Source organism: Agrobacterium sp. 22-221-1, from assembly GCF_053522445.1.
Genome location: NZ_JBNWCL010000001.1, coordinates 117,319 through 139,096, shown reverse-complemented (window position 1 = coordinate 139,096; position 21,778 = coordinate 117,319). Strand labels below are relative to the sequence as shown.

Here is a 21,778-nt window from a genome sequence, read left to right as displayed (position 1 = left end):
GTTGCGACAAAAAACGACAGTTGTTTTTTTTAAAGTAGCGGTGAGAGGAGAAAAAGCCGCACGCAGCGGGGAGGATCAGACTTGTGAGGAAGGCGACAAGCTTTCCTCCCGTCATGCCGGACTAAATCAGGCATCCAGCCACGGCGCGTCTGCGCCGTGAAAAGACTCTCTCGCGATCAAGAACTTTGATCGCACTGGAACGGCGTATGAGGGCTACGCCGCACCCGGCGAAGCGCGGCCTTCATTCGCGGTAAGAAACTGACAGCAAAGCTGGATCAGTTGCGCGGCAACAGATCGTCATCCACCGGGCCGGCGGGCTGTTCCATGCCGCTCGTGGTGTTGAGCGCCAGTTCGGCGTTGCCGTCCTTTTCATAGATATCGTCGCGGAACTGCACCACGCCGTCCTTCGCCGACCACGCGGTGATGTAGACGAAATAGACCGGGATTTCCTGCGCCAGCTTGATCGGCGTGTTGACGCGGGTGGCGATGACGCGCTCCATTTCCTGACGCGACCAGCCGGGCGTGTCGCGCAGCAGCCAGCTCGTAAGGTCGCGCACGTTCTGCACGCGCACGCAGCCGGAGGATTCGAAACGCATCAGCTTGTTGAACAGGCCCTGCTGCGGCGTGTCGTGCATATATTCGTTGTTCGGATTGTGGAAGTTGATCTTCGTCGACGACATGGCGTTGATCTTGCCGGGGTCCTGACGGAACATCAGGTTCGGCGCCTTCGGTGCAAACCAGTCGACTGCGGTCGGCGAAACTTCCTGTCCCTTGCCGTCGATGAGGCGGATGTTGTTCCGCTCCAGATAGGTCGGGTCCTTCTGCATCAGCGGCACGATGTCCTTTTCGACGATCGAGCGCGGCGCGGTCCAGTAAGGGTTGAGGATGACTTCGTAAATCTTGGAATTGATCACATGGGTCGGGCGGCTGGCGCGGCCGACGACGGCCGTGTTGCGCAGCACGACGCGTTCATTTTCAACGGCTTCGATGGCGGCGGCCGGGATATTCACCATCAGGTGACGCTGGCCGAGATCGCCGGACATGGACTGGATGCGAACGAGGTTGGTCTGCAGCTGCGCCAGACGGATCTGCGCGGAAACATTGAGCGCCTTCGTGGTGTATTCGCCGCTGACGCCATCGGCCGGAAGGCCATGACGGGCCTGAAAACGCTTCAGCGCGCCATCGACGTAACTATCGAAGGCGCTGGAAATGCCGGCTTCACGCGGCAGGTCGCCGGACACCATCAGTCGCTGGCGCAGCGCCTGTACGGAAGGATCGGAAACGCCGATCTGGAGACGCTGCTGGGACGCCGGCACTTCCGGCCAGCCGCCATTCTGCACGATCTGCTGATATTGCATGATCGCCTGCTGCATGTAGACCGGCGCTTCGCGTCCGAGAACCGGATTGTTGGAAACGACGCCCACGGCCGAGCGCGACGTATTGGCGTCGAACTGATCATCCCAGTTGCCGCGGCGCGAAGAGCCCATGAGATCGTTGAGCGCGTTCTGCGCAAAGGCCGGCGCGGCAAGCGCGGCGGCGCCAACGGAAACGGCCGAACGCAGAAGCGCGCGGCGCGATACGGAATCGGAAACGGATTTCTTTGTCATTCTACCTACCAGCCACTCTCTTCGGCATTCTCAACAATGCCTAAATCAATATGATTAACAAACACGTACAACGTGTCTGCCGGCTGGTAATACTCGACACCCATCCATTGGGCGTCATTGTCTGGCAGAACGGTCGGGACTTGCCGCGACAGCAGGAGAAACAGCCGGCTCCTTCACCCTTGCCGGTCCCATATCAATATGGCCGATTCGTGTCACGGGCCTCATCTCACGAAGCTTTGTTCGCCTGAGAAACAGGGCGAAGGCTCGAAGAAGGGCTAGGCTTGACACGCAAAAACGCCCGACGCGGAATCCACAAGCCGGGAGCAAAAGGATGCCCCCGGCTTAAACAGTGAAACCGTCGCGATATTACAGGCGGTAAGCGATCGAGTCGTTCCAGAAGCGATCGAGGCGCTGCAGCAGCTTGTTCATTTCGGAGAACTCGCCAGTGCCGATGCCGCCGACCTTTTCGATCGAGCCGACGTGGCGTTCATAAAGGCGGGCAACCGTTTCGGCGATTTCCTGGCCCTTTTCGGTCAGGCTGATGCGGACCGAGCGGCGGTCGACACGCGAGCGCTGGTGGTTGATGAGGCCGAGGTCGACCAGCTTCTTGACGTTGTAGGAGACGTTCGAGCCGAGGTAATAACCGCGGGAACGAAGCTCGCCGGCCGTCAGTTCGGAATTGCCGATGTTGAACAGCAGCAGGGCCTGAACGGCGTTGACGTCATCGCGACCCTGACGGTCGAACTCATCCTTGATGACATCGAGGAGGCGGCGGTGGAGACGTTCCACCAGGTGCAGCGATTCCATGTAGAGCGAGCGGATGGTATCTTCATGTGCATCGGCAACAACGGCCTGGGGCTTAACTTTGCTATTGATCATGACTGCCTCACTGTTTTGTTTGGCGGTGTGTTTGTTTGTCTCCCGCCTTGAGTGAGAACCTAATCAATGCGCATAAAATTCTACTTAAAAGCTACGATTAACAAATGGTTACCTGCATTTTCCCCGGAGGGCCCAACTTGTGGCGAAGCGGGAATGGTCCAAGGTCATCTATTACAAATCAATGACTTAGCCATTAAATACGGCCCAAAATCAGGCCGAATTGCTTTATTCTTATGGTAAATCAATTCTTGCGCGTTCTTCATTCTGGCGCTGATCCAGCCAGAAAGCGACCAGGAATAGTATATAAATGGTTGCCACAAGGCCGTGCATGACGGGCACCAGCGTGTTGGCGCCGAAGATATGCGGCCACACCTTATACATGGCGATCTGCGCACCCGCGCCCATGACCCACATGACCGCGCCCCAGGAGGCCCCGAGCCAGAGGCCGAGTGCTGCGACAGGGAAAATAACGGCCAGCGCGCTGCCCGCCACCCGCCAGGGCAGGTTCAGCATATCGAACCGCCCATGGCCCCCAAGCGAATAGCCCGTCAGCATCGCCCAATATTGCAGGCCGAACCAGAAACAGGAAACCGCGACCAGCCTCATGAAGACCAGAAAGAGGATTTCCGTAAGCGGGCGTTTCGGCAGAGGTTGAGAATCAGGTTCCATGGCCGGAAGATACGGTCTCGACGAACGGGCGACCAGCCCATATTGAATCCCGCCGCCTGCCTTGTCAAAGCATCATCGTCATCGCAGGACGCCGATGAGGGAAGATTGTCGCATTCGCATGGGCCAAGCTTCATGCTATGCAGCTTTCCAAATTTGATCGAAGGACATTCTTACATGCAGGATAAAACGCATCTGGTCGACGAGATCACCGGCCATCGTCGCATGCGGCGCAATCGCAAGGCGGATTGGACGCGCCGTCTGGTGCAGGAAAGCCGCCTCACCGTTGACGATCTCATCTGGCCGGTCTTTATCGTGCCGGGCAGCAATATTCTCGATCCCATTCCGGCGATGCCCGGCGTTAACCGGATGAGCGTCGACAAACTGGTCGAAGCCGCAAAAGAGGCCGCCGATCTCGGCATTCCGGCAATTGCTACCTTCCCGAACATCGAAATGGAGCTGCGCGACGAGACCGGTTCTAACGCGCTCGAGGCGAATAATCTCATCAATCAGGCAACCATCGCCGTCAAGAAAGCCGTTCCCAATATCGGCATGATCACCGACGTTGCGCTCGACCCCTTCACCAGCCACGGCCATGACGGCATTCTGCGCGGCGACGAGATCGTCAATGACGAGACCGTGGAACAGATTATCAAGGCGGCGATCCTGCAGGCGGAAGCGGGATCGGACATTATTTCTCCATCGGAGATGATGGATGGCCGGATCGGCGCCATCCGTCGCGGTCTCGATGCCGCCGGACACCAGAATGTCGGCATCATGTCCTATGCGACGAAATTCGCTTCCGGCTATTACGGTCCCTATCGCGAGGCCATCTCCACGGCCGGCCTGCTGAAGGGCGACAAGAACAGCTATTACATCAGCCCTGCCAACGGCATGGAGGCGATCCGCGATGCCGCCCTCGACGTGGAGGAAGGTGCGGATATGCTGATGGTCAAGCCCGGCCTGCCCTATCTCGACATCTGCTGGCGGCTGAAGGAGAATTTCGGCCTGCCGACCTTCGCCTATCAGGTGTCCGGCGAATATACCCAGATCAAGGCGGCCGCGATGAACGGCTGGATCGATGGCGATCGCGTGATGATGGAAACACTTCTCTGTTTCAAGCGTGCCGGTTGCGATGGCGTTCTCACCTATTTCGCCATCGAGGCCGCACGCAAACTGGCAAAGGGCTGAAGCTCGCACTTATTGTATTCGGTCGTTTTCTTCCCATATTGTCTGCTGACACGGCACTCATGCCGCGCTGTCATGCCTTCTCAGGAGAAAACGACCGATGAGCCTCGACCAGAACCCCACCTATGCCGCACCGGATGACTGGCGCGCCTATAGCGGCGTCCTGAGCCGGCGGGTCTTCGCGTTCCTGATCGATTATGCGATCGTTCTCCTGCTGTGCATTCCGGCCGCGGTCATCGTCTTCTTTCTCGGCGTGATTACCCTCGGCCTTGGCTTCTTCCTTTATCCGGCGCTGTTCGTCATCGTTGCGGTGCTTTATTTCGGCATGACGCTCGGCGGCCCCTCGCAGGCCACCCCCGGCATGCGGGCGATGGGGATCGCCATGGCGCGCATGGACGGACGGCGAATCGATTTCCTGCTGTCGACCGTTCACATCGTGCTTTTCTGGGTCATCAACTCGGTTTTGACGCCGCTGATCCTGCTTGCAGGCCTGTTTACGGAGCGCTCGCGCCTCGTTCACGACTTCCTGCTCGGCACCGTCATCGTCAGAACGCGCTGATATTGCGGAAAGCCACGCAAACGTGGCTTTCAAACCCCGCAAATGCCGCATCTCGCAGTTGACGTTTTCCGGCATTTTGCCATTCTGTGACATTATGCATGTCGCTTGAAGCGCCGCCGCCAACCCCGTGAAATCGCGGCGCGCTTTCATAACAGACGCAGGAGGCGATCACGGTTCGATGAACACGCAGGCGACGCCCTCTCCCCAATTCTATCTTACGGCGCCGGCCACCTGCCCCTATCTGCCGAACCAGATGGAGCGGAAGGTCTTCACCCATCTGGTCGGCCCGCGCGCTTCGGAAATGAACGATCTTCTGACGCAGGGCGGTTTCAGGCGCTCGCAGAACATCGCCTATCGCCCGGCCTGCGAAAACTGCCGCGCCTGCGTCTCCGTGCGTATCCTGACTGAACAGTTCCAGCCAACGAAATCGATGCGGCGCGTTCTTGCCGCCAACAGGGATGTCGTCGCCACCGTTCACGCCGCCGAGCCTTCCACCGAACAATTCGCCCTGTTTCGCCGCTATCTCGACCACCGCCACCAGTCGGGCGGCATGTCCGACATGTCGGCGCTGGACTATGCGATCATGGTGGAAGACACGCATGTGAACACCCGCATCATCGAATACCGTGTGCGCGAACCCGGCTCCGGCATCGATTCCAGCAAGCGCGGCGAACTGCTGGCCGTGGCGCTCAGCGATGTGATGAGCGACGGCCTGTCGATGGTCTATTCCTTCTTCAATCCCGATCTTGAAAAGCGCTCGCTCGGCACCTTCATGATCATCGATCACATCACCCGCACCCGCGCGCTTGGCCTGCCGCATGTCTATCTCGGCTACTGGGTCGATGGTTCGGAAAAGATGGGCTACAAGACCCGCTACCATCCGCAGGAGCATCTGACACCGCGCGGGTGGGAGGTTTATACGCCGGAAGAAAAATGAGCTGTCGTCGAAGCCTCAGCGAATGCTGAGCTCTTGTAAGTAAGGCAGGAAAGACATCCCGGCTTTGCCGCCGGGAACGTCATTCACATATTACCCGCCAAATTTCCCGCTGCGCGGAAAGCCCTTCGGCACGGTGCGGCCTGCCGTTGCGCGGTCGGCCAGCCATTCGCGCAGTTCTTCACCCACCTTGTTGAAGAGACGCCCGGCCGTGTCGGACCATGACAAGCCTTCGGCAAGCGCGAAACATTTAACGTCGACAACGCCGCCATCCTTGTAGCGCTGCAGGCGCACGCCCTTGCCGCGCGACATTTCCGGCACCTGCGCCAGCGGGAAGGCCAGGAGCTTGCGGTTTTCGCCGACGACGGCGACATGGTCGCCCGTGACCGGCACCGCGAGCTTGGCTTCATCGGGCATCGAGACATTCATGATCTGCTTGCCCTTGCGGGTATTCGCGACCATTTCGCTCTCGGGTACGATGAAACCGTTGCCGGCCGTGGAGACGAGCAGCAGCTTGCGCGATGGATCGTGCACGAAGGCGGTCAGGATGTCCTGATCGTTTTCCATGTCGACCATGATGCGGATCGGCTCGCCATGGCCACGACCGCCCGGCAGCTTGTCGGCGCCGAGCGTATAGGCCTTGCCGCCTGTCGTCAGCAGCAGCAGCTTGTCGGTCGTCTGCGCAGGGAAAGCGAGTTTCGGGCCGTCGCCTTCCTTGAAGGTGAGCGACGAGGTGTCGGACATGTGCCCCTTCAGCGCCCGGATCCAACCCTTCTGCGAGATGACGATGGTGACCGGTTCTTTCTCGATCATCGCCTGCTGGATGGCTTCGATATCGGCATCCGGCGCATCCGCGAACTGCGTGCGGCGGCGACCGATTTCGGTTGCCTTGGCATATTTCTTTTTGACCTCGCCGATTTCCCAGGCGACGGTCTGCCATTGCTTGTCATCGGAAGCGAGCAGCGCCTCGATCTCGGCCTTTTCGCTGCTGAGTTCATCGAACTCCTTGCGGATTTCAAATTCCTCGAGCTTGCGCAGGTTGCGCAGCCGCATGTTGAGGATGGCTTCGGCCTGATTGTCGGTGAGCGACCACTTGGCCATCATCACCTGTTTCGGCTCATCCTCCTCGCGGATGATGCGGATGACCTCATCGAGATTGAGATAGGCGACGAGCAGGCCGCCGAGAATCTCGAGCCTGCGGTCGATGGCCGCCAGACGGTGGCGGGAACGGCGGACCAGCACATCCTTGCGGTGCGCCAGCCACTCGCTCAGCACCTCGTTCAGCGCCATCACCTTCGGCACCTTGCCGAGCGACAGCACGTTCATGTTGAGCGGCAGGCGGCTTTCGAGGTCGGACAGGCGGAACAGCGATTCCATCAGCAGCGTCGCATCGACGGTACGGCTCTTCGGCACCAGCACGATGCGCACGTCTTCGGCCGATTCGTCGCGAATATCCTCGAGAAGCGGCAGCTTGCGGGCAATCAGCAGCTCGGCGATCTTCTCGATCAGGCGCGATTTCTGCACCTGGAAGGGAATTTCGGTGATGACGATCTGATAACCGCCGCGGCCGAGATCTTCCGTCTCCCATTTGGCGCGCACACGGAAACCGCCACGACCGGTCTTGTAGGCATCGAGAATATTCTCACGGCTCTCAACGATCACACCGCCGGTCGGCAGGTCGGGGCCGGGAATGAATTCCACCAGCTTTTCCACCGTCGCATCGGGATGCTTGATGAGATAAAGCGCCGCGTCGCAGAGTTCGTGGGCGTTGTGCGGCGGGATCGAGGTCGCCATGCCCACCGCGATGCCGGAGGCGCCGTTGGCGAGCAGATTGGGGAATGCGCCCGGCAGGACGACCGGTTCCTCGTCTTCCTCGTTATAGGTGGCGCGGAAATCCACCGCATCCTCGCCGATGCCCTCGAGCAGCAGCGCCGCAACCTCGGTCATGCGCGCTTCGGTGTAACGATAGGCGGCGGCGCCGTCGCCGTCGATGTTGCCGAAATTGCCCTGCCCGTCGACAATCGGATAACGCTGGGAGAAATCCTGCGCGAGACGCACCAGCGCATCATAGACAGACTGGTCGCCATGCGGGTGGAATTTACCGATCACGTCACCGACGATACGGGCGCATTTCTTGAAGGCCGAGTTGGGGCGAATGCCCATTTCGCTCATGGCGTGAATGATGCGGCGGTGAACCGGCTTCAGCCCGTCGCGCACATCCGGCAGCGCACGATGCATGATCGTGGACAAGGCGTAAGCGAGGTAGCGCTCTTCAAGCGCCGCCTTCAAATCGACCGGATGAATGTTATCGTCTCCGCCGGACGGAGGTACAAGATTTTTTCCCATGGTGCTTGACTAGCGGAAATGCCGATTCCCGGCAAGAAATTCGGGGGTCGCGCCTGTGGATGAACGCAACCCTTTCATGCGATTTTTTGTTAACCGCGTTGCAAATGCCGCAATGCCGCCGTCATGGGAATCGATCTAAATCCTATAGACCTTTGAATAATCGCGAATATAAGTATCAGCATTCGAATTCGAACACGGTACACAGCCGTACGTTGAGGGAAGAAACATCATGAGACTGAAATCCACCCGGCAGGTTCTTTTCGCGAGCGCCGCGCTTCTTACGCTTTCGGCGCCGGCTTTTGCGCTGGATGGCGGGGATGTGCTGAAGAAGATCAATGCGGCCTATGCCGCACAGGGCGGCGAGATCGCCGCCGGCTCCGTCGCCGTCAACGGCTCGACGGTGACCCTGAACAGCGTGACCTTCAACGCGGTCGCCGATCCGGCCAAGAAGATCCCGGTCGGTAATGTCACGCTCGAAGGCGTCGAGGAAAACAACGGCGGCTACAAGATCAAGAACGCCCGCTTCGACAATATCGACTACAAGCAGGAAAATGTGGAGATCAAGGCAAGCGACATCTACATGTCCGGTCTCGTCATTCCCGCAGACTCCACCACCGGCACCGTCGATGCGCTGATGTTCTACGACGAAGCACATAGCGGTCCGGTTTCCGTTTCCATCGACGGCAAGCCGGCTTTCTCGCTTGAGGAAACCAGCGCGACAATGTCGGTCAGCGATGACAAGAACTCTATCGGCTTCGAACTCGACGCTTCCGGTTTCAAGGCCGATCTCAGCGAAGTGACCGATCCTGCGACCAAGGACGCGATCGAAAAGCTGAAACTGCAGGCGCTCTCCGGCGACATGACCATGAGCGGCAGCTGGGAAGTGGCCTCCGGTACTATCGATGTTGAAGAATACGCCATCGACCTCGATGATGTCGGCCGCCTGAACATGTCGTTCGGTTTCTCCGGCTACACGCTCGCCTTCATCAAGTCGATGCAGGAGACGGTGAAGGCGCAGGCCGCCAATCCGAACAAGGAACAGGCGGACCAGGCGGCAAGCCTTGCCATGCTCGGCCTGATGCAGCAGCTCTCCTTCATCAACGCTGAAATCAGCTTCGAAGACGCCAGCATCACCAAGCGCGCCATCGACTATGCCGCAAGCCAGCAGGGCATGACGGGCGATCAGCTTGCCCAGACCATCAAGGGCATGGCCCCGATCATGATGGCCTCGCTCAACGTGCCGGAACTGCAGAACATGGTGTCGGCGGCCGTCAACGCCTATGTCGACAATCCGAAAAACTTCTCGATCACGGCGGAGCCGGAAAAGCCGGTTCCGTTCCCAATGATCATGGGCGCTGCGATGGGCGCGCCGAACACCCTGCCGAAAATGCTCGGCGTCACGGTGACGGCAAACGAATAAACAAAAAAGCCCCGGTTTTGCCGGGGCTTTTATTATTGATGCGGTCCATAACACCCTGTGTGTATGGCGAATATGTTTCGTCCGCACCCGTCACCCCGGACTTGATCCGGGGTCCAGCCAGCCCAAGTCCTTGGGCTGAATAGACTCTTCACACAGCGCAGACGCGCCGTGGCTGGATGCCGGATCTAGTCCGGCATGACGGAGGAAAGGTTTCCGTTTGTCAGTCGTTTAAAGCCCCGGTTACGTCGGGACTTTTCATTTATACTCAATGCAGCGGGGCTGCCGCCGCACCCTGTTTATCGTGCAGGGCGAAGCGGTCGATCATGTGGGCGCTCGCCTCATTGACGCCGATCACCTCGACCCGCCTGCCGGCCTTACGAAATTTCAGGACCACCTTGTCCAGAGCGCCGACCGCGGAAATGTCCCACAGATGCGCCTGGGTGACATCGATTGTCACCGCCTCAACCTCCTCGGCGAAATCGAAGGCGGCGATGAAGCTTTCCGTCGAGGCAAAGAAAATCTGGCCATCGACGCGATAGATCCGCTCCCGGCCATCGGCTGAAAGCTCCGGCCGGACATGGAAAAGTTTCGACACCTTGCCTGCGAAAAACACGCCGGAGAGAAGGACGCCGGCCAGCACGCCCTTTGCAAGATCGTGGGTCGCAAGCACCGTGCCGACCGTGACCAGCATGACGATGCTGGAGGATGGCGGGTTGCGGCGCAGATCGAGGATGGAGCGCCACGAGAATGTGCCGATGGAGACCATGATCATCACCGCCACCAGCGCGGCCATGGGAATGATGCGCACGAGATCATCCAGCACCAGTATGAGGAACAGCAGGAACGCGCCCGCGACGAAAGTGGACAAGCGGCCCCGACCGCCCGAACTGACATTGATGACGGACTGGCCGATCATGGCGCAGCCGCCCATGCCGCCGATGAGGGCGGAGGCGATGTTGCTCGTCCCCTGCCCGATGCATTCCCGGCTCTTGTTGCTGCCGGTATCCGTCATATCGTCGACGATCTGGGCCGTCAGCAGCGATTCCAAAAGACCGACGGCGGCGAGCGCGACGGAATAGGGAAAGATGATCTGCAGCGTCTCGAAGGTCAGCGGCACCTGCGGCAGGGCGAATATCGGCAGCGTCGAGGGCAACTCACCGAGATCGCCGACCGTGCGGATATCCATACCGGAGAAGACGGCGACACAGGTGAGAACGATGATGGCGACCAGCGGCGATGGCACGATCTTCGTGACCAGCGGGAAGAGATAAATGATCGCAAGACCGGCCACGATCATGACGTAGGTTTCGACCGGCACGCCGATCAGCTCGGGCAATTGCGCCATGAAGATCAGGATCGCCAGCGCATTGACGAAGCCGGTCATGACCGAACGCGAGACGAAGCGCATCACCCGGCCGAGTTTCACAAGGCCCGCCAGAATTTGCAGCACGCCCATGAGAATGGTGGCGGCGAAGAGATATTGCAGCCCGTGTTCCTTGACGAGCGTGACCATCAGGACGGCGGTGGCGGCGGTGGCCGCCGAGATCATGCCCGGTCTGCCACCGGTAAAGGCGGAAACGCAGGCGATGGCGAAGGAGGCGAACAATCCTACCTTCGGATCGACCCCGGCGATGACGGAAAAGCCGATGGCTTCGGGAATGAGGGCGAGCGCCACGACGATGCCGGAAAGGAGATCGCCGCGAATATTGGAAAACCACTCACGTCTGTAAGTTTGAAATCTGTTCATTTGATTTTTTCGCAAAGAATGACGCACCGGCCGGAGCCGTGTCCGGTAGATTGAAATGAAATGTCGGTGCTTTGCGTTGTCTGGCGGATCGGCGGCCAGAAGAGCCACCCGGAATTTCACCGGGTCCGTGGTGAGTAACTCACCTATAAACAGCAAAAAAGCGGGCCGCAAGTTGCGCGCCCGCTTTCGATGTCTGCGATCGTATGCCTCAGGCCGCTTGGCGCCCGCCATACTCCCGCATTTCTGCATCGCCCAGACGGAACTGATGGACCAGTTGCTTGAGACGCGCCGTCTCGCCCGCCAGCATGGCGCTGGCGGCATTGTTTTCCTCGACCATGGCGGCGTTCTGCTGCGTGCCCTGATCCAGATGGTTGACCGCGGTGTTGATCTCGGAGAGCCCCAGCGACTGCTCTTTCGTCGCGGCGGCGATGGCTTCGATATGGTCGTTGATCGTCTTCACCGAGCCGCCAATGCGCGACAGGGCCGCGCCGGTTTCCCGCACGAAGCGCGCGCCGTCCTTCACCTCTGTACCGGAGGCATGGATAAGCAGCTTGATTTCGGCGGCGGCCTTCGCGGAGCGCTGCGCCAGTTCCCTGACCTCCTGGGCGACGACGGCAAAACCGCGCCCCGCCTCGCCTGCGCGCGCCGCCTCAACGCCGGCATTGAGCGCAAGAAGGTTGGTCTGGAAGGCAATCTCGTCGATGACGCCGATGATATTGCCGATCCGGCCTGACGATTGCTCGATCTTCTCCATAGCCATGATCGTATCGACAACGAGGTCGGCCGTGCGGCTGGCGTCCTCGTCGGTCGAATGGGCGACCGCGCGGGCTTCCACCGCACGTTCCGCCGAAATGCGGATATTCGCCGTCAATTCATCCAGCGCGGCGGCGGTTTCCTCCAGCGAGGCGGCCTGCTGCTCGGTGCGGCGGGCGAGATCGGCGGCACTCTGACTGATTTCCTGACTGCCGCCATCGATGGCCACGCTAGACTGCACGACGCCGGACATGGCGGCATCGAGTTGGCGGATCGTCCGGTTGAGATCGTGACGCAGGGCTTCGAAATCCGGGGCGAAAGGCTCGTTCAGTTCGAAGGAGAGATCGCCGTCGGCAAGGCGGCGAAGTGCGGCCGCAAGGCCGGTCGTCGCCTGCATCAGCCTTGCCTGCGCTTCGGTTTCCGCCTCGCGCTGGAACCGCGCCTTTTCGGCTTCGGCCTGCTGCCGGGCCGCAAGCGCCTGCGTCTCCAGTTCGATTTTTGCGATGGCCGCCTGCCGGAAGATTTCCAATGCGTGGGCCATGGCGCCGAATTCGTCCCGGCGGTGCAGACCGGGAACGGCAAATTCCGTTTCGCCCTCGGCCAGACGGCGCATCGCTCCGGTAATCGCGGTCGCCGGGCGGGTTATCGAACGGCCGATGAGATAGACCCCGGCAAAAAGGCTCACGACGGTGAGCGCGATAAGGGCGACGACAATCGAAACCGTTCTATCCGCCGCGGCGCTGTTCTCGAGAGCGCTTGCTTCCCGCTCCTGCCGGTAAATGGTGAAAATCTCTGCGACCACGGGCAGCAGCGCATTATAGGCGGAGGCGACCGTTTCGCGCGCCTTCTCCTCCTCCAGCACGGCCTGAGCATAAAAGCGGAAGGAGGCGGTATATATTTCCAGTGCATCCATGATGCGCTGACGCTCGGCGCCCGGCCGATATTCCAGCTTCACCAGCGCCTTGAAGGTCTCTACCTCGGCCGCGTGTTTTGCGACATAGGCCTCATCCCGCCGCAGGATGAAATCCTTTTCGTGCCGGCGCATCATCAGCATGCTGGCGCGGATTTCGGCATTGGCGATGACGTCGATCAGTTTTTCGATGGAATGCACGCCATTGCGCATGGCGCCCTCAAGGCCTTCGACAGGCGTGAGGCCCAGTTCCGCATTCTTGGCGACCAGCGCCTTCATACGATCGCCATAGGCCACGACACCCTGCGCCAGCGCGCCGAGTTTCGAACGCGTCTGCGGTGCGGCACCGCCGTCAAGGGAAGCGACGGACTGCTCGACCTTCCCCATCGTCTGGTCGAACTGCGCGACGGAATTCATATCTTTCGACAGCAGAAAATCCTTCTGGTTCAGGCGGCTTTCATGCAGGGCATCCACCAGTGTGGTCAACACGCCGTCCCTCTGGATCAATGCATCTTCAGCGACGCGATAACGCGCCTCCATCTGTCTTTGCCAGAGCAGCATGCCCGCGATGACGGCGATACCGCACAGCGCAGCCAGCGCCAGCATGGACACGCGATGCGCTATTTTGAACGTCGAGACCAGCGAAAACATTCAACCCTCGTTTGTGAAATTTCATGAGGGCGATGAATGATCGACAAGACTTAAGAAGTCCTCTACCGGATTTGTCAGTTTGATTAAGTTTTTGTGACAATCCACAGATCAAATGGAAGAAGCTTACGACACTTGCAAGCAACAGGCCTTCATGAGCAAGATGTCTGCAATAGAAAAGAACGGATAAGAGGTGGGAAAGCAATGCTTTCCCGCCTCGCCCCATGCTCCCCGCTCTTCACGCCGGATGCCAAGCCGGATAAGGAAAAGCCGGCGTTTTGGCTGTCTGGACGGTCCCTTCGAAGCGGACGGAAACTATGCCTTATTGTCCGAGGTATTGCCCGCGCGTGCGGATGCGGTGCCCGACCAGTCGACCTGCCTGGTGGCGTACATGGTTGCTGCAATGGCAATGAAGGAAATCACCGCACCGGCCAGCAGCGCATATTCATCTTCATTCAGAACCAGATACATGACGCCATAGGCGACCGCCAAAACCGTAAACAGCGCTACGCCACTCCTGCGACTACTGGTTGCGCTTCCGAGATAGGATGCGATCAGCGCCGCCGTCGACATCGATGCCGCGGCATAGGCGACCATAAAGCCCGTATGCTCGGAGAGTGCAAGCAGCAGAACATAGAATATGACCAGAGCCAGCCCCGTCAGCACGTATTGTATCCAGTGCACGACATTGCCGCCCTTGAGTTCAACGATGAAGACGGCCAGGAAAACCAGCGAGATAAAACCGATCGAATATTTCAGCGTCCGCGCAATGATCTGGTAGAACTTCACGGGTTCGACGAGATTGATCGTCATCAGGCTGCCCGACAGCGGCAGGCGCGTACCCTCCACCACGCGGTCTATGCCCCTTGCAAGATAGGGAATTGTCCAGCTGGCCTTGAAATCCGTGGCGGTGACAGTCTTTTGCTCGGGCAGGAACAGGCCTTCGAAGCCCGGATGCGGCCAATCGGCGTTTGCTGCAAAACTCGTCGTCTGGCCCGCCGGCGCAACGGCGAAACTGCCGGAGCCATTCAGGGAAAAGGCGATGTCGAAGGCGAAGCCCGTTTCGATGAGGTTTTTCTCAATGGGCCTGTGCACACCGGCGTCGGACCGGATCGATACCTCCGGACCGGCGCGGTTGGTCATGACCGAAATATCCCGCATGCCGGGATCAAAGGGCAGAACCGGGCCGCCATCGATTTTGACGCCGGCGCTGGACCGGATGCCGGTAATATCCTGAATGCTGAGAACGAGAATGGCGTTGTCCAGTCGCGGCATGCCGGAGAAACGCGTAAGGTCCTGCAGGATACCGGAACCGAAGCGGCCTTTCAGCAAGAGGTTGCCGTTATAGACCGGCAGGCTGTAGATCGACAGTTGCTTCTCCTCCGTCTTCAGGTCGGCCGTGACATCAAGCGTTTCCGGCATGACCAGCACCCACTCGGTGATGCGGTCGACGATGCTGCGACCGTCCACCTCCCGGCGGCGCTCCACATCGAAGGGCACGGCAAGATAGGGACCGTTCACCACCTGATCACCGCCCCAGCCATTCGCGATGCGTCCGGAAACCTCTTCCGCCCGCGAGGCACGCTCTTCCGTCAGCCCCCAGACCAGCAGGAGCGGCACGAGCAGAACCATCGATATGAAGCCGATCATCAGGAACTTTGCGCCCGGCGAGCGCAGACTGACAGCGAAATTGCCACGCGGATGGGCTGGAGAAACCTGCCCGCCCGCCGGGGCAATATCTTTTCCCGTTTCATGTACCATTCTGAAATCCTTCTAAATATGATCGCACCGGAACCGAGAACGAAGTTCGGCCGGCGCTGTCCCAAGTTTAAAACCCCTGATAGTCTTGCGTCCCCCAAGTGAACGCGGGACCTATACTGGGATCGGATTTCGGCTGATTATGTGCGGAATTCGGTTCGACTCGCGGTAAAATTGTGGCTTTGCCGCGTTCGTTGTAAAAAACGCAAAGGGCCGGCGTTGCCGCCAGCCCTTTGTTCGAAACCTGAATGGTTCCAGATCAGTCCTTCTTGGACGGAACGACGCGCAGCGCCAGCTCACGAAGCTGGGTCGGCGTTGCCGGCGACGGCGCGTTCATCAGCAAGTCCTGCGCCTGCTGGTTCATCGGGAACAGCGTGATTTCGCGCAGGTTCTTCGCGCCGACCAGCAGCATGACCACGCGGTCGATACCGAAAGCGCAACCGCCATGCGGAGGCGCGCCATACTGGAAGGCACGGTAGAGACCGCCGAAGCGCTCTTCCACGTCGCTCTGCGACAGGCCCACCTTTTCGAAGGCCTTGACCATCAGCTCGGGCGACTGGTTACGGATCGAGCCGGAGGCGATTTCGAAGCCGTTGCAGACCGCGTCATACTGGAACGCCTTGATGGAGAGCGGATCCTGCCCTTCCAGCGCTTCCAGACCGCCCTGCGGCATGGAGAAGGGGTTGTGGGCGAAGTCGATCTTCTTTTCTTCCTCGTTATATTCGAAGAAGGGGAAATCGACGATCCAGCACATTTCGAAACGGTCGCGGTCGATCAGGTTCAGCTCGTCGGCGGCACGGGTGCGCGCCTCGCCGGCAAACTTGTAGAACTTGGCCGGATCGCCGGCGACGAAGAAGCAGGCGTCGCCCGCCTCAAGGCCGAGCTGCTGGCGCAGCGCCTCGGTGCGTTCCTCGCCGATGTTCTTGGCGAGCGGACCGGAACCGCCGACCTTGCCGTCCTCTTCCTTCCAGAAGATGTAGCCGAGGCCGGGCTGGCCCTGAGACTGCGCCCATGCGTTCATGCGGTCACAGAAAGCGCGCGAACCGCCGGTCTTGGCCGGGATGGCCCAGACCTGAACCTTGGGGTTGGAAGCGATCATGTTGGCGAAGACCTTGAAGCCCGAACCATCGAAATGCTCGGTCACGGCTTCCATGACGATCGGGTTGCGCAGGTCCGGCTTGTCGGAACCATATTTGCGGATCGCCTCGTCATAGGGAATGCGCGGCCACTGTTTGGTAACCGGCTTGCCTTCGGCGAACTTCTCGAACACGGCCGTCATCATCGGCTCCATCGTGGTCCAGACATCTTCCTGGGTCACGAAGCTCATTTCGACGTCGAGCTGGTAGAATTCGCCCGGCAGGCGGTCGGCGCGCGGGTCTTCATCGCGGAAGCACGGCGCGATCTGGAAATAACGGTCGAAACCGGCCACCATCAGAAGCTGCTTGTACTGCTGCGGCGCCTGCGGCAGGGCGAAGAACTTGCCTTCATGGATGCGCGACGGCACGAGGAAGTCGCGCGCGCCTTCCGGCGAGGAAGCGGTGAGGATCGGGGTCGTATATTCGGCGAAACCGGCATCGGCCATGCCGGTGCGCATGGCGGAGATGATCTGCGTGCGCTTGACGATGTTCTTGTGCAGTGTTTCGCGGCGAAGATCGAGGAAGCGGTATTTCAGGCGAACGTCTTCAGGATAGTCAGGCTCGCCGAAAACCGGCAGCGGCAGTTCCTTGGCAACGCCGAGAACCTCGATTTCCTGCGCATAAAGCTCGATCTCGCCGGTCGCCATGCCCTTGTTGACGGTGTCTTCCGAGCGCGCCTTGACGAGGCCGTCGATGCGGATGACCCATTCGCCGCGAACCGTCTCGGCAACCTTGAAGGCCGGGCTGTCAGGATCGGCCACCACCTGGGTGATGCCGTAATGGTCGCGAAGGTCGATGAAGAGAACGCCGCCATGATCTCGCACGCGATGAACCCAACCGGAAAGGCGAACGGTTTCGCCGACGTCGGACTTGCGGAGAGCGGCACAGGTGTGGCTGCGGTAACGATGCATTTTTTTATCCTGGAACGTGTCGTGGGCCTGATGGAGGCCAGATGGGCGGCACTGTCGAAATTTGCCGGAAAAGCGCATGGCCAGCCTGATTTGTCAAGGCAAAGCACAACAATGTCGCCTTCAGCCTGTCCTTTCCCCTGCCTTCGCTTTAGATAGGACTAATCCAGCCCGCCAAACCGAGTCGGCCCGCAATGAGCCAGATCAGACCTCTTATCCCGCTTCTCGTCACCGCCGGCATCCTGATCGGCGGCAACGGCCTGCAGGGAACCTATATAGCGCTACGCGGTCTCTCCGAAGGGTTTTCCGCCAGCACCATCGGCCTCATCAGCGCCGCCTACAGCTTCGGTTTCGCGCTTGGCTGCATTTCGGTGACGCGGCTTCTGCGCAAGATCGGCCATATCCGCACCTTCGCCACCATGGCGGCCGTCGCATCCGCCGCAGCGATCGCCATGCCGCTCCTCATCCATCCCCTGTTCTGGATGCTGATGCGCTTCGTCACCGGCATTGCCGTCGCCTGTCTTTTCGCGGCCATCGAAAGCTGGATCAACGCGCAGGTGACGAATTCCAACCGGGCGCGCACGCTCTCCATCTATCGTTTCGTCGATCTCGGCTCCGTGACACTCGCACAATATATGATTCCCGTCGCCGGCATCGACGGACCCGTGGTGTTTTCGCTGATCGCCATGGCGCTGACGCTGTCGCTGGTGCCGATCTCGCTTGCCGACAAATCCAACCCCGCGCCGCCGAAACAGATACCCTTCAATCTCTTCGCGGTCTGGCGCATCTCGCCGCTTGCCGTCGTCGGCTGCGTGGCCGTCGGCCTCAGCATGGCGGCGTTTCGCAATATCGGCCCGATCTATGCCGAACAGATCGGCCTTTCCGTCACCGCCATCGCCACCTTCATGAGCGCCGGCATCATCGGCGGCGTGGTGCTGCAATATCCGCTCGGTGTTTATTCCGACCGTTATGACCGGCGCATCATCATTCTCGCCACCACGGCGGGCTCGGTCGTCGTCGGCCTGTTTCTCGCCTTCTTCGCCGGAACCGATGAATGGAGCAACATCATCGGCGTCTTCATCTTCGGCGCCTTCGCCCTGCCGCTCTATTCGCTGAGTTCCGCCCATGGCAACGACCATGCCAGGGAAGGCGAACACGCGATGATGTCGGCCGGACTGCTGTTCTTCTGGTCGGTGGGCGCAACCGTCGGGCCGCTGCTCGCCTCCGTGCTGATCGACCAGTTCGGCCCGAAGGCGTTGTTCAGCTATACGGCCGCGATCCAGATCGTTTTCATCGCCTATACAATCTACCGGCTGCAGGTGCGCGAAGGTGTGCCCGTGGAGGAGCGGAACTGGCGGTTCAGCTCGCTTTTGCGCACCTCAGCCTATTTCCAGAAGCTCGCCGCGGCTCCGCCACCCAAAAAGGATGAAGCGGAGCCCCATCCGCCCGAGAAAAACGATACTTGAGCCTTCAAAAGCGGGCTTTGTATTGACATGCGCCCGGCAAAGGGAAAGTAAGACGGATAATTTTCACGATTGGCCAATAACAATGATTGAAACGACTGCCGCCCTCGCCGAAGCCTGCACGGAACTGGCGAAATCGGAATTCATCACCATCGACACCGAATTTCTGCGGGAAACGACCTTCTGGCCGGAACTCTGCCTCGTGCAGATGGCGAGCCCGACGCTCGAAGTGCTGGTCGATCCGCTGGCGAAGGGTCTCGACCTGACCCCTCTTTTCGAACTGATGGCCAATCCTGCTGTCGTGAAGGTTTTCCATGCGGCGCGACAGGATATCGAGATCATCTACCATCTCGGCGGGCTTATTCCGCACCCGATCTTCGACACGCAGGTCGCAGCCATGGTCTGCGGTTTCGGCGATTCGATCTCCTACGACCAGCTGGTGCAGAAGATCAAGAATGTCCAGATCGACAAATCCTCGCGCTTCACCGACTGGAGCCGCCGCCCGCTGACCGAAAAACAGCTGGATTACGCGCTGGCCGACGTGACCCATCTGCGCGACGTCTATCTCTCGCTGAAAGCCCAGCTCGAGCGCGAAGGCCGCTCGCTGTGGCTGACCGAAGAGATGGATATTCTCGAGTCTCGCGACACCTATGACATGCATCCCGACGATGCCTGGCTCAGGCTGAAGTCGCGCCTGCGCAAACCGACGGAACTTGCCATCCTCAAATTCATCGCCGCCTGGCGCGAGCGTGAGGCGCGCTCCCGCAACGTGCCGCGGTCACGCGTCCTGAAGGACGATGCGATCTTCGAAATCGCCCAGCAGCAGCCGAAGGACGCCGAGGCGCTGTCGCGGCTTCGTACCATTCCCAAGGGCTGGGAGCGCTCCGCGTCCGGCACCGCCATCGTCGAAACGGTGAATGCGGCGCTGGCGCTGCCGAAAGAGGAAATGCCGAAGGCGCCGCGTCACAGCCACGCACCGGAAGGCTCCGGCGCTGCCGTGGAACTTCTGAAAGTTCTGCTGAAGCTGACGGCGGACAAGCACGGCGTCGCCGCCAAGGTCATCGCCAATAGCGACGATCTGGACAAGATCGCCGCCGAGGGCGAAAAGGCGACGGTGGCGGCGCTGACCGGCTGGCGGCGGGAACTCTTCGGCGATGTGGCGCTGAAACTCATCAATGGCGAAGTGGCGCTGCGCTTTGCCGGCAAGAAGGTCGAGGCGGTGGAGGTTGCGGCAAGCGAGCCGTAACGGCCCGCCGTTTTCCACCCCAACGGCGACGTCGTCGACCGCTATAATCGCGACCCGCAAGGCATGGGTTGCGGCTTGAGCGGCTGGAAGGAGAACATTCCCTTCGATGTCGACGGCCGCATCTGCGCCGCCATCACCTTCGCCCGCAAGGGAGAAACCCTGTTCGACCGGGCCTGGATCGACGGCAACCGGCTGCGTTTTTCCGCCTTCCCCGTCAAATGGTCGAACCGCTCGCCGGATGACCGGCCGCAATCCCCGCTTGAAACCGTCTATTACAGAACATCCTATTAGGCGTATAAGGGCGGCAACGCCGATTTTGCGGCAACAGCGCAACAGCCTTACCAATCCTTCATGCAACCTTACCGATTGCTCACTTTTTGCGGCGCTTTTTCCACATTAATGTCGCATATGACCTGAACAGAAGCTTCGCCCGAAGGGAGCGGCCTGCCCTTCTTTCCCGAGACCAAAGCCTTCCCTTCCCGAGACCAAGAACCGACATGAGAAAATTGCTGCCCATTCTGGATTACGTGGTGCTCTTCGTTGCCGTGGCCGGCAGCGGCGTGGCCTACGCCTTTCTGGAATATGGCGGCGGCGCATTGATCGGCGCGACCTATGCGCTGTTTGCATGCGCACCCATCCTCGCCTTCGAGCGCGGTTACATCATGCCCGGCCTGTCGCGGCAGGTGAGCGCCCTGCCGACGCCGGCCTATATCGCCGTTGGCCTCGTCATCTATGCCATCCTCGTCTTTTGCGGCTTCGGGCTTGGCGGCACGATCCTGTGGTTGAGCGGGATATTTCCCGGCACCTGGAAACGCGCCGTCCATGCCGAGGTGCAGACGCTGATCTTCACCCTCATTGTCTGCGGCATCATCGTCTTCATCATGCGGGTGCGCGAGCTTCTCGGCCGCGATATCTTCATCGACCTCATCCTGGGGCGTTATCGCCGGCCGGTCAGCGAAGACCGCGTTTTCATCTTCATCGATCTCGTCGGCTCCACCTCCTTCGCCGAAACCCATGGCGACCTGAAGGCCCAGGAATTTCTCGGCGAAATCTTTGCAAGCTATGCCGCACCGGTCAGAAAACACGGCGGCGTCATCGATGACTATATCGGCGACGCCGCCATCATCACCTGGCCCTATCACATGGCGATCCGGCGGGCGGCCTGCGTGCGCTGCGTCTTCGATATTCAGGCGACCATTGAAAACACCCGCGACATGTGGCTCGCCCGCTTCGGCGAGGTGCCGCGCCTGCGCTTCGCCATTCATGGCGGGCCGGTCATCACCGCCGAAATCGGTGTCGACCATCACAAGATCACCTATTTCGGCGATACGGTGAACACGACCTCGCGGCTCGAATCGCTGAGCAAGATGCTCGGCCACCCGGTGCTGATTTCCGCCGACCTTGCCCATCAGCTGGTGCTTCCGAAGGGCGTGCGCAGTGAATATCTGGGCGAACATGCGGTGAAGGGCCGCGGACAGACGCTCGGCGTCTGCACGCTCAGCCAATATCAGGCGCCCGCCGCATAAGGGCCATCGACGGAAAAAAGCCGTGCGGCCCATCTGCCGATGATGGCCGTCATCAAAATTCATCAAAGCTTCAAACGGCAATCA

At 60.0% G+C, this 21,778-nt stretch carries 15 protein-coding genes, 1 pseudogene and 1 other annotated feature; of the genes and pseudogenes, 8 read left to right on the top strand and 8 right to left on the bottom strand.

Going from position 1 to position 21,778, the window contains the following annotated elements; all coding sequences use genetic code 11:
* Positions 1 to 275: 275 nt before the first annotated feature.
* The 3 genes from ACQZ5N_RS00655 to ACQZ5N_RS00645 all read right to left on the bottom strand — a co-directional run bounded on the left by ACQZ5N_RS00655 (position 276) and on the right by ACQZ5N_RS00645 (position 3,155).
* The gene (locus ACQZ5N_RS00655) at positions 276 to 1,607 is read right to left on the bottom strand and encodes a L,D-transpeptidase family protein (RefSeq protein ID WP_003520799.1); all 1,332 of its coding nucleotides are present in this window, start codon (positions 1,605 to 1,607) and stop codon (positions 276 to 278) included.
* Positions 1,608 to 1,973: 366 nt separating this feature from the next.
* Complete coding sequence (gene ldtR, locus ACQZ5N_RS00650; protein ID WP_026363448.1) at positions 1,974 to 2,483, bottom strand: transcriptional regulator LdtR; 510 nt, start codon at positions 2,481 to 2,483, stop codon at positions 1,974 to 1,976.
* 234 nt (positions 2,484 to 2,717) lie between these two features.
* Complete coding sequence (locus ACQZ5N_RS00645) at positions 2,718 to 3,155, bottom strand: DUF6163 family protein (protein WP_003496683.1); 438 nt, start codon at positions 3,153 to 3,155, stop codon at positions 2,718 to 2,720.
* Positions 3,156 to 3,329: 174 nt separating this feature from the next.
* Here ACQZ5N_RS00645 and hemB point away from each other — a divergent pair, with 174 nt between their 5' ends.
* The 3 genes from hemB to ACQZ5N_RS00630 all read left to right on the top strand — a co-directional run bounded on the left by hemB (position 3,330) and on the right by ACQZ5N_RS00630 (position 5,836).
* Positions 3,330 to 4,343 carry a porphobilinogen synthase gene (gene hemB / locus ACQZ5N_RS00640; protein ID WP_448731801.1) on the top strand — a complete coding sequence of 338 codons (1,014 nt, stop codon included), beginning with the start codon at positions 3,330 to 3,332 and terminating at the stop codon, positions 4,341 to 4,343.
* A gap of 97 nt (positions 4,344 to 4,440) precedes the next feature.
* Positions 4,441 to 4,899 (top strand): RDD family protein, encoded by a 459-nt coding sequence (locus ACQZ5N_RS00635; RefSeq protein WP_035217820.1) that lies wholly within the window; start codon positions 4,441 to 4,443, stop codon positions 4,897 to 4,899.
* Positions 4,900 to 5,077: 178 nt separating this feature from the next.
* The gene (locus ACQZ5N_RS00630; protein WP_003520795.1) at positions 5,078 to 5,836 is read left to right on the top strand and encodes an arginyltransferase; all 759 of its coding nucleotides are present in this window, start codon (positions 5,078 to 5,080) and stop codon (positions 5,834 to 5,836) included.
* Between the two features lie 90 nt (positions 5,837 to 5,926).
* Here ACQZ5N_RS00630 and parC read toward each other — a convergent pair whose 3' ends face one another.
* A complete protein-coding gene (parC, locus tag ACQZ5N_RS00625; RefSeq protein WP_448731800.1) occupies positions 5,927 to 8,179 on the bottom strand; it encodes a DNA topoisomerase IV subunit A in 2,253 nt (750 codons plus the stop codon).
* A 229-nt stretch (positions 8,180 to 8,408) separates the two neighbouring features.
* Here parC and ACQZ5N_RS00620 point away from each other — a divergent pair, with 229 nt between their 5' ends.
* Entirely contained in the window at positions 8,409 to 9,599 is a 1,191-nt protein-coding gene (locus tag ACQZ5N_RS00620; protein ID WP_003520791.1) for a hypothetical protein, read from the top strand.
* Between the two features lie 265 nt (positions 9,600 to 9,864).
* Here the strand turns inward: ACQZ5N_RS00620 and ACQZ5N_RS00615 are convergent, their stop codons facing one another.
* The 4 genes from ACQZ5N_RS00615 to aspS form a co-directional block, all read right to left on the bottom strand.
* A complete protein-coding gene (locus ACQZ5N_RS00615) occupies positions 9,865 to 11,346 on the bottom strand; it encodes a SulP family inorganic anion transporter (RefSeq protein ID WP_448731799.1) in 1,482 nt (493 codons plus the stop codon).
* A 74-nt stretch (positions 11,347 to 11,420) separates the two neighbouring features.
* Positions 11,421 to 11,476, bottom strand: a sequence feature (sul1 is cis-regulatory element that is thought to sense ions involved in sulfur or methionine metabolism; They are found in Alphaproteobacteria).
* Positions 11,477 to 11,554: 78 nt separating this feature from the next.
* Complete coding sequence (locus tag ACQZ5N_RS00610) at positions 11,555 to 13,660, bottom strand: methyl-accepting chemotaxis protein (RefSeq protein WP_448731798.1); 2,106 nt, start codon at positions 13,658 to 13,660, stop codon at positions 11,555 to 11,557.
* 312 nt (positions 13,661 to 13,972) lie between these two features.
* Entirely contained in the window at positions 13,973 to 15,418 is a 1,446-nt protein-coding gene (creD, locus tag ACQZ5N_RS00605; RefSeq protein ID WP_448731797.1) for a cell envelope integrity protein CreD, read from the bottom strand.
* Between the two features lie 256 nt (positions 15,419 to 15,674).
* The gene (gene aspS, locus ACQZ5N_RS00600) at positions 15,675 to 17,462 is read right to left on the bottom strand and encodes an aspartate--tRNA ligase (RefSeq protein ID WP_142169892.1); all 1,788 of its coding nucleotides are present in this window, start codon (positions 17,460 to 17,462) and stop codon (positions 15,675 to 15,677) included.
* 191 nt (positions 17,463 to 17,653) lie between these two features.
* Between aspS and ACQZ5N_RS00595 the strand changes: the two genes are divergently transcribed.
* From ACQZ5N_RS00595 to ACQZ5N_RS00580, 4 genes and pseudogenes are all read left to right on the top strand, one after another.
* Positions 17,654 to 18,925 carry an MFS transporter gene (locus tag ACQZ5N_RS00595; protein ID WP_448731796.1) on the top strand — a complete coding sequence of 424 codons (1,272 nt, stop codon included), beginning with the start codon at positions 17,654 to 17,656 and terminating at the stop codon, positions 18,923 to 18,925.
* A gap of 82 nt (positions 18,926 to 19,007) precedes the next feature.
* Complete coding sequence (rnd, locus tag ACQZ5N_RS00590) at positions 19,008 to 20,168, top strand: ribonuclease D (RefSeq protein ID WP_020808974.1); 1,161 nt, start codon at positions 19,008 to 19,010, stop codon at positions 20,166 to 20,168.
* 30 nt (positions 20,169 to 20,198) lie between these two features.
* Positions 20,199 to 20,459 (top strand): annotated as a pseudogene (locus ACQZ5N_RS00585) (hypothetical protein); the annotation flags it as partial.
* Between the two features lie 206 nt (positions 20,460 to 20,665).
* Positions 20,666 to 21,694, top strand: a complete 1,029-nt coding sequence (locus ACQZ5N_RS00580) for an adenylate/guanylate cyclase domain-containing protein (RefSeq protein WP_125145898.1) — start codon at positions 20,666 to 20,668, stop codon at positions 21,692 to 21,694.
* The last annotated feature ends 84 nt before the right edge of the window (positions 21,695 to 21,778 follow it).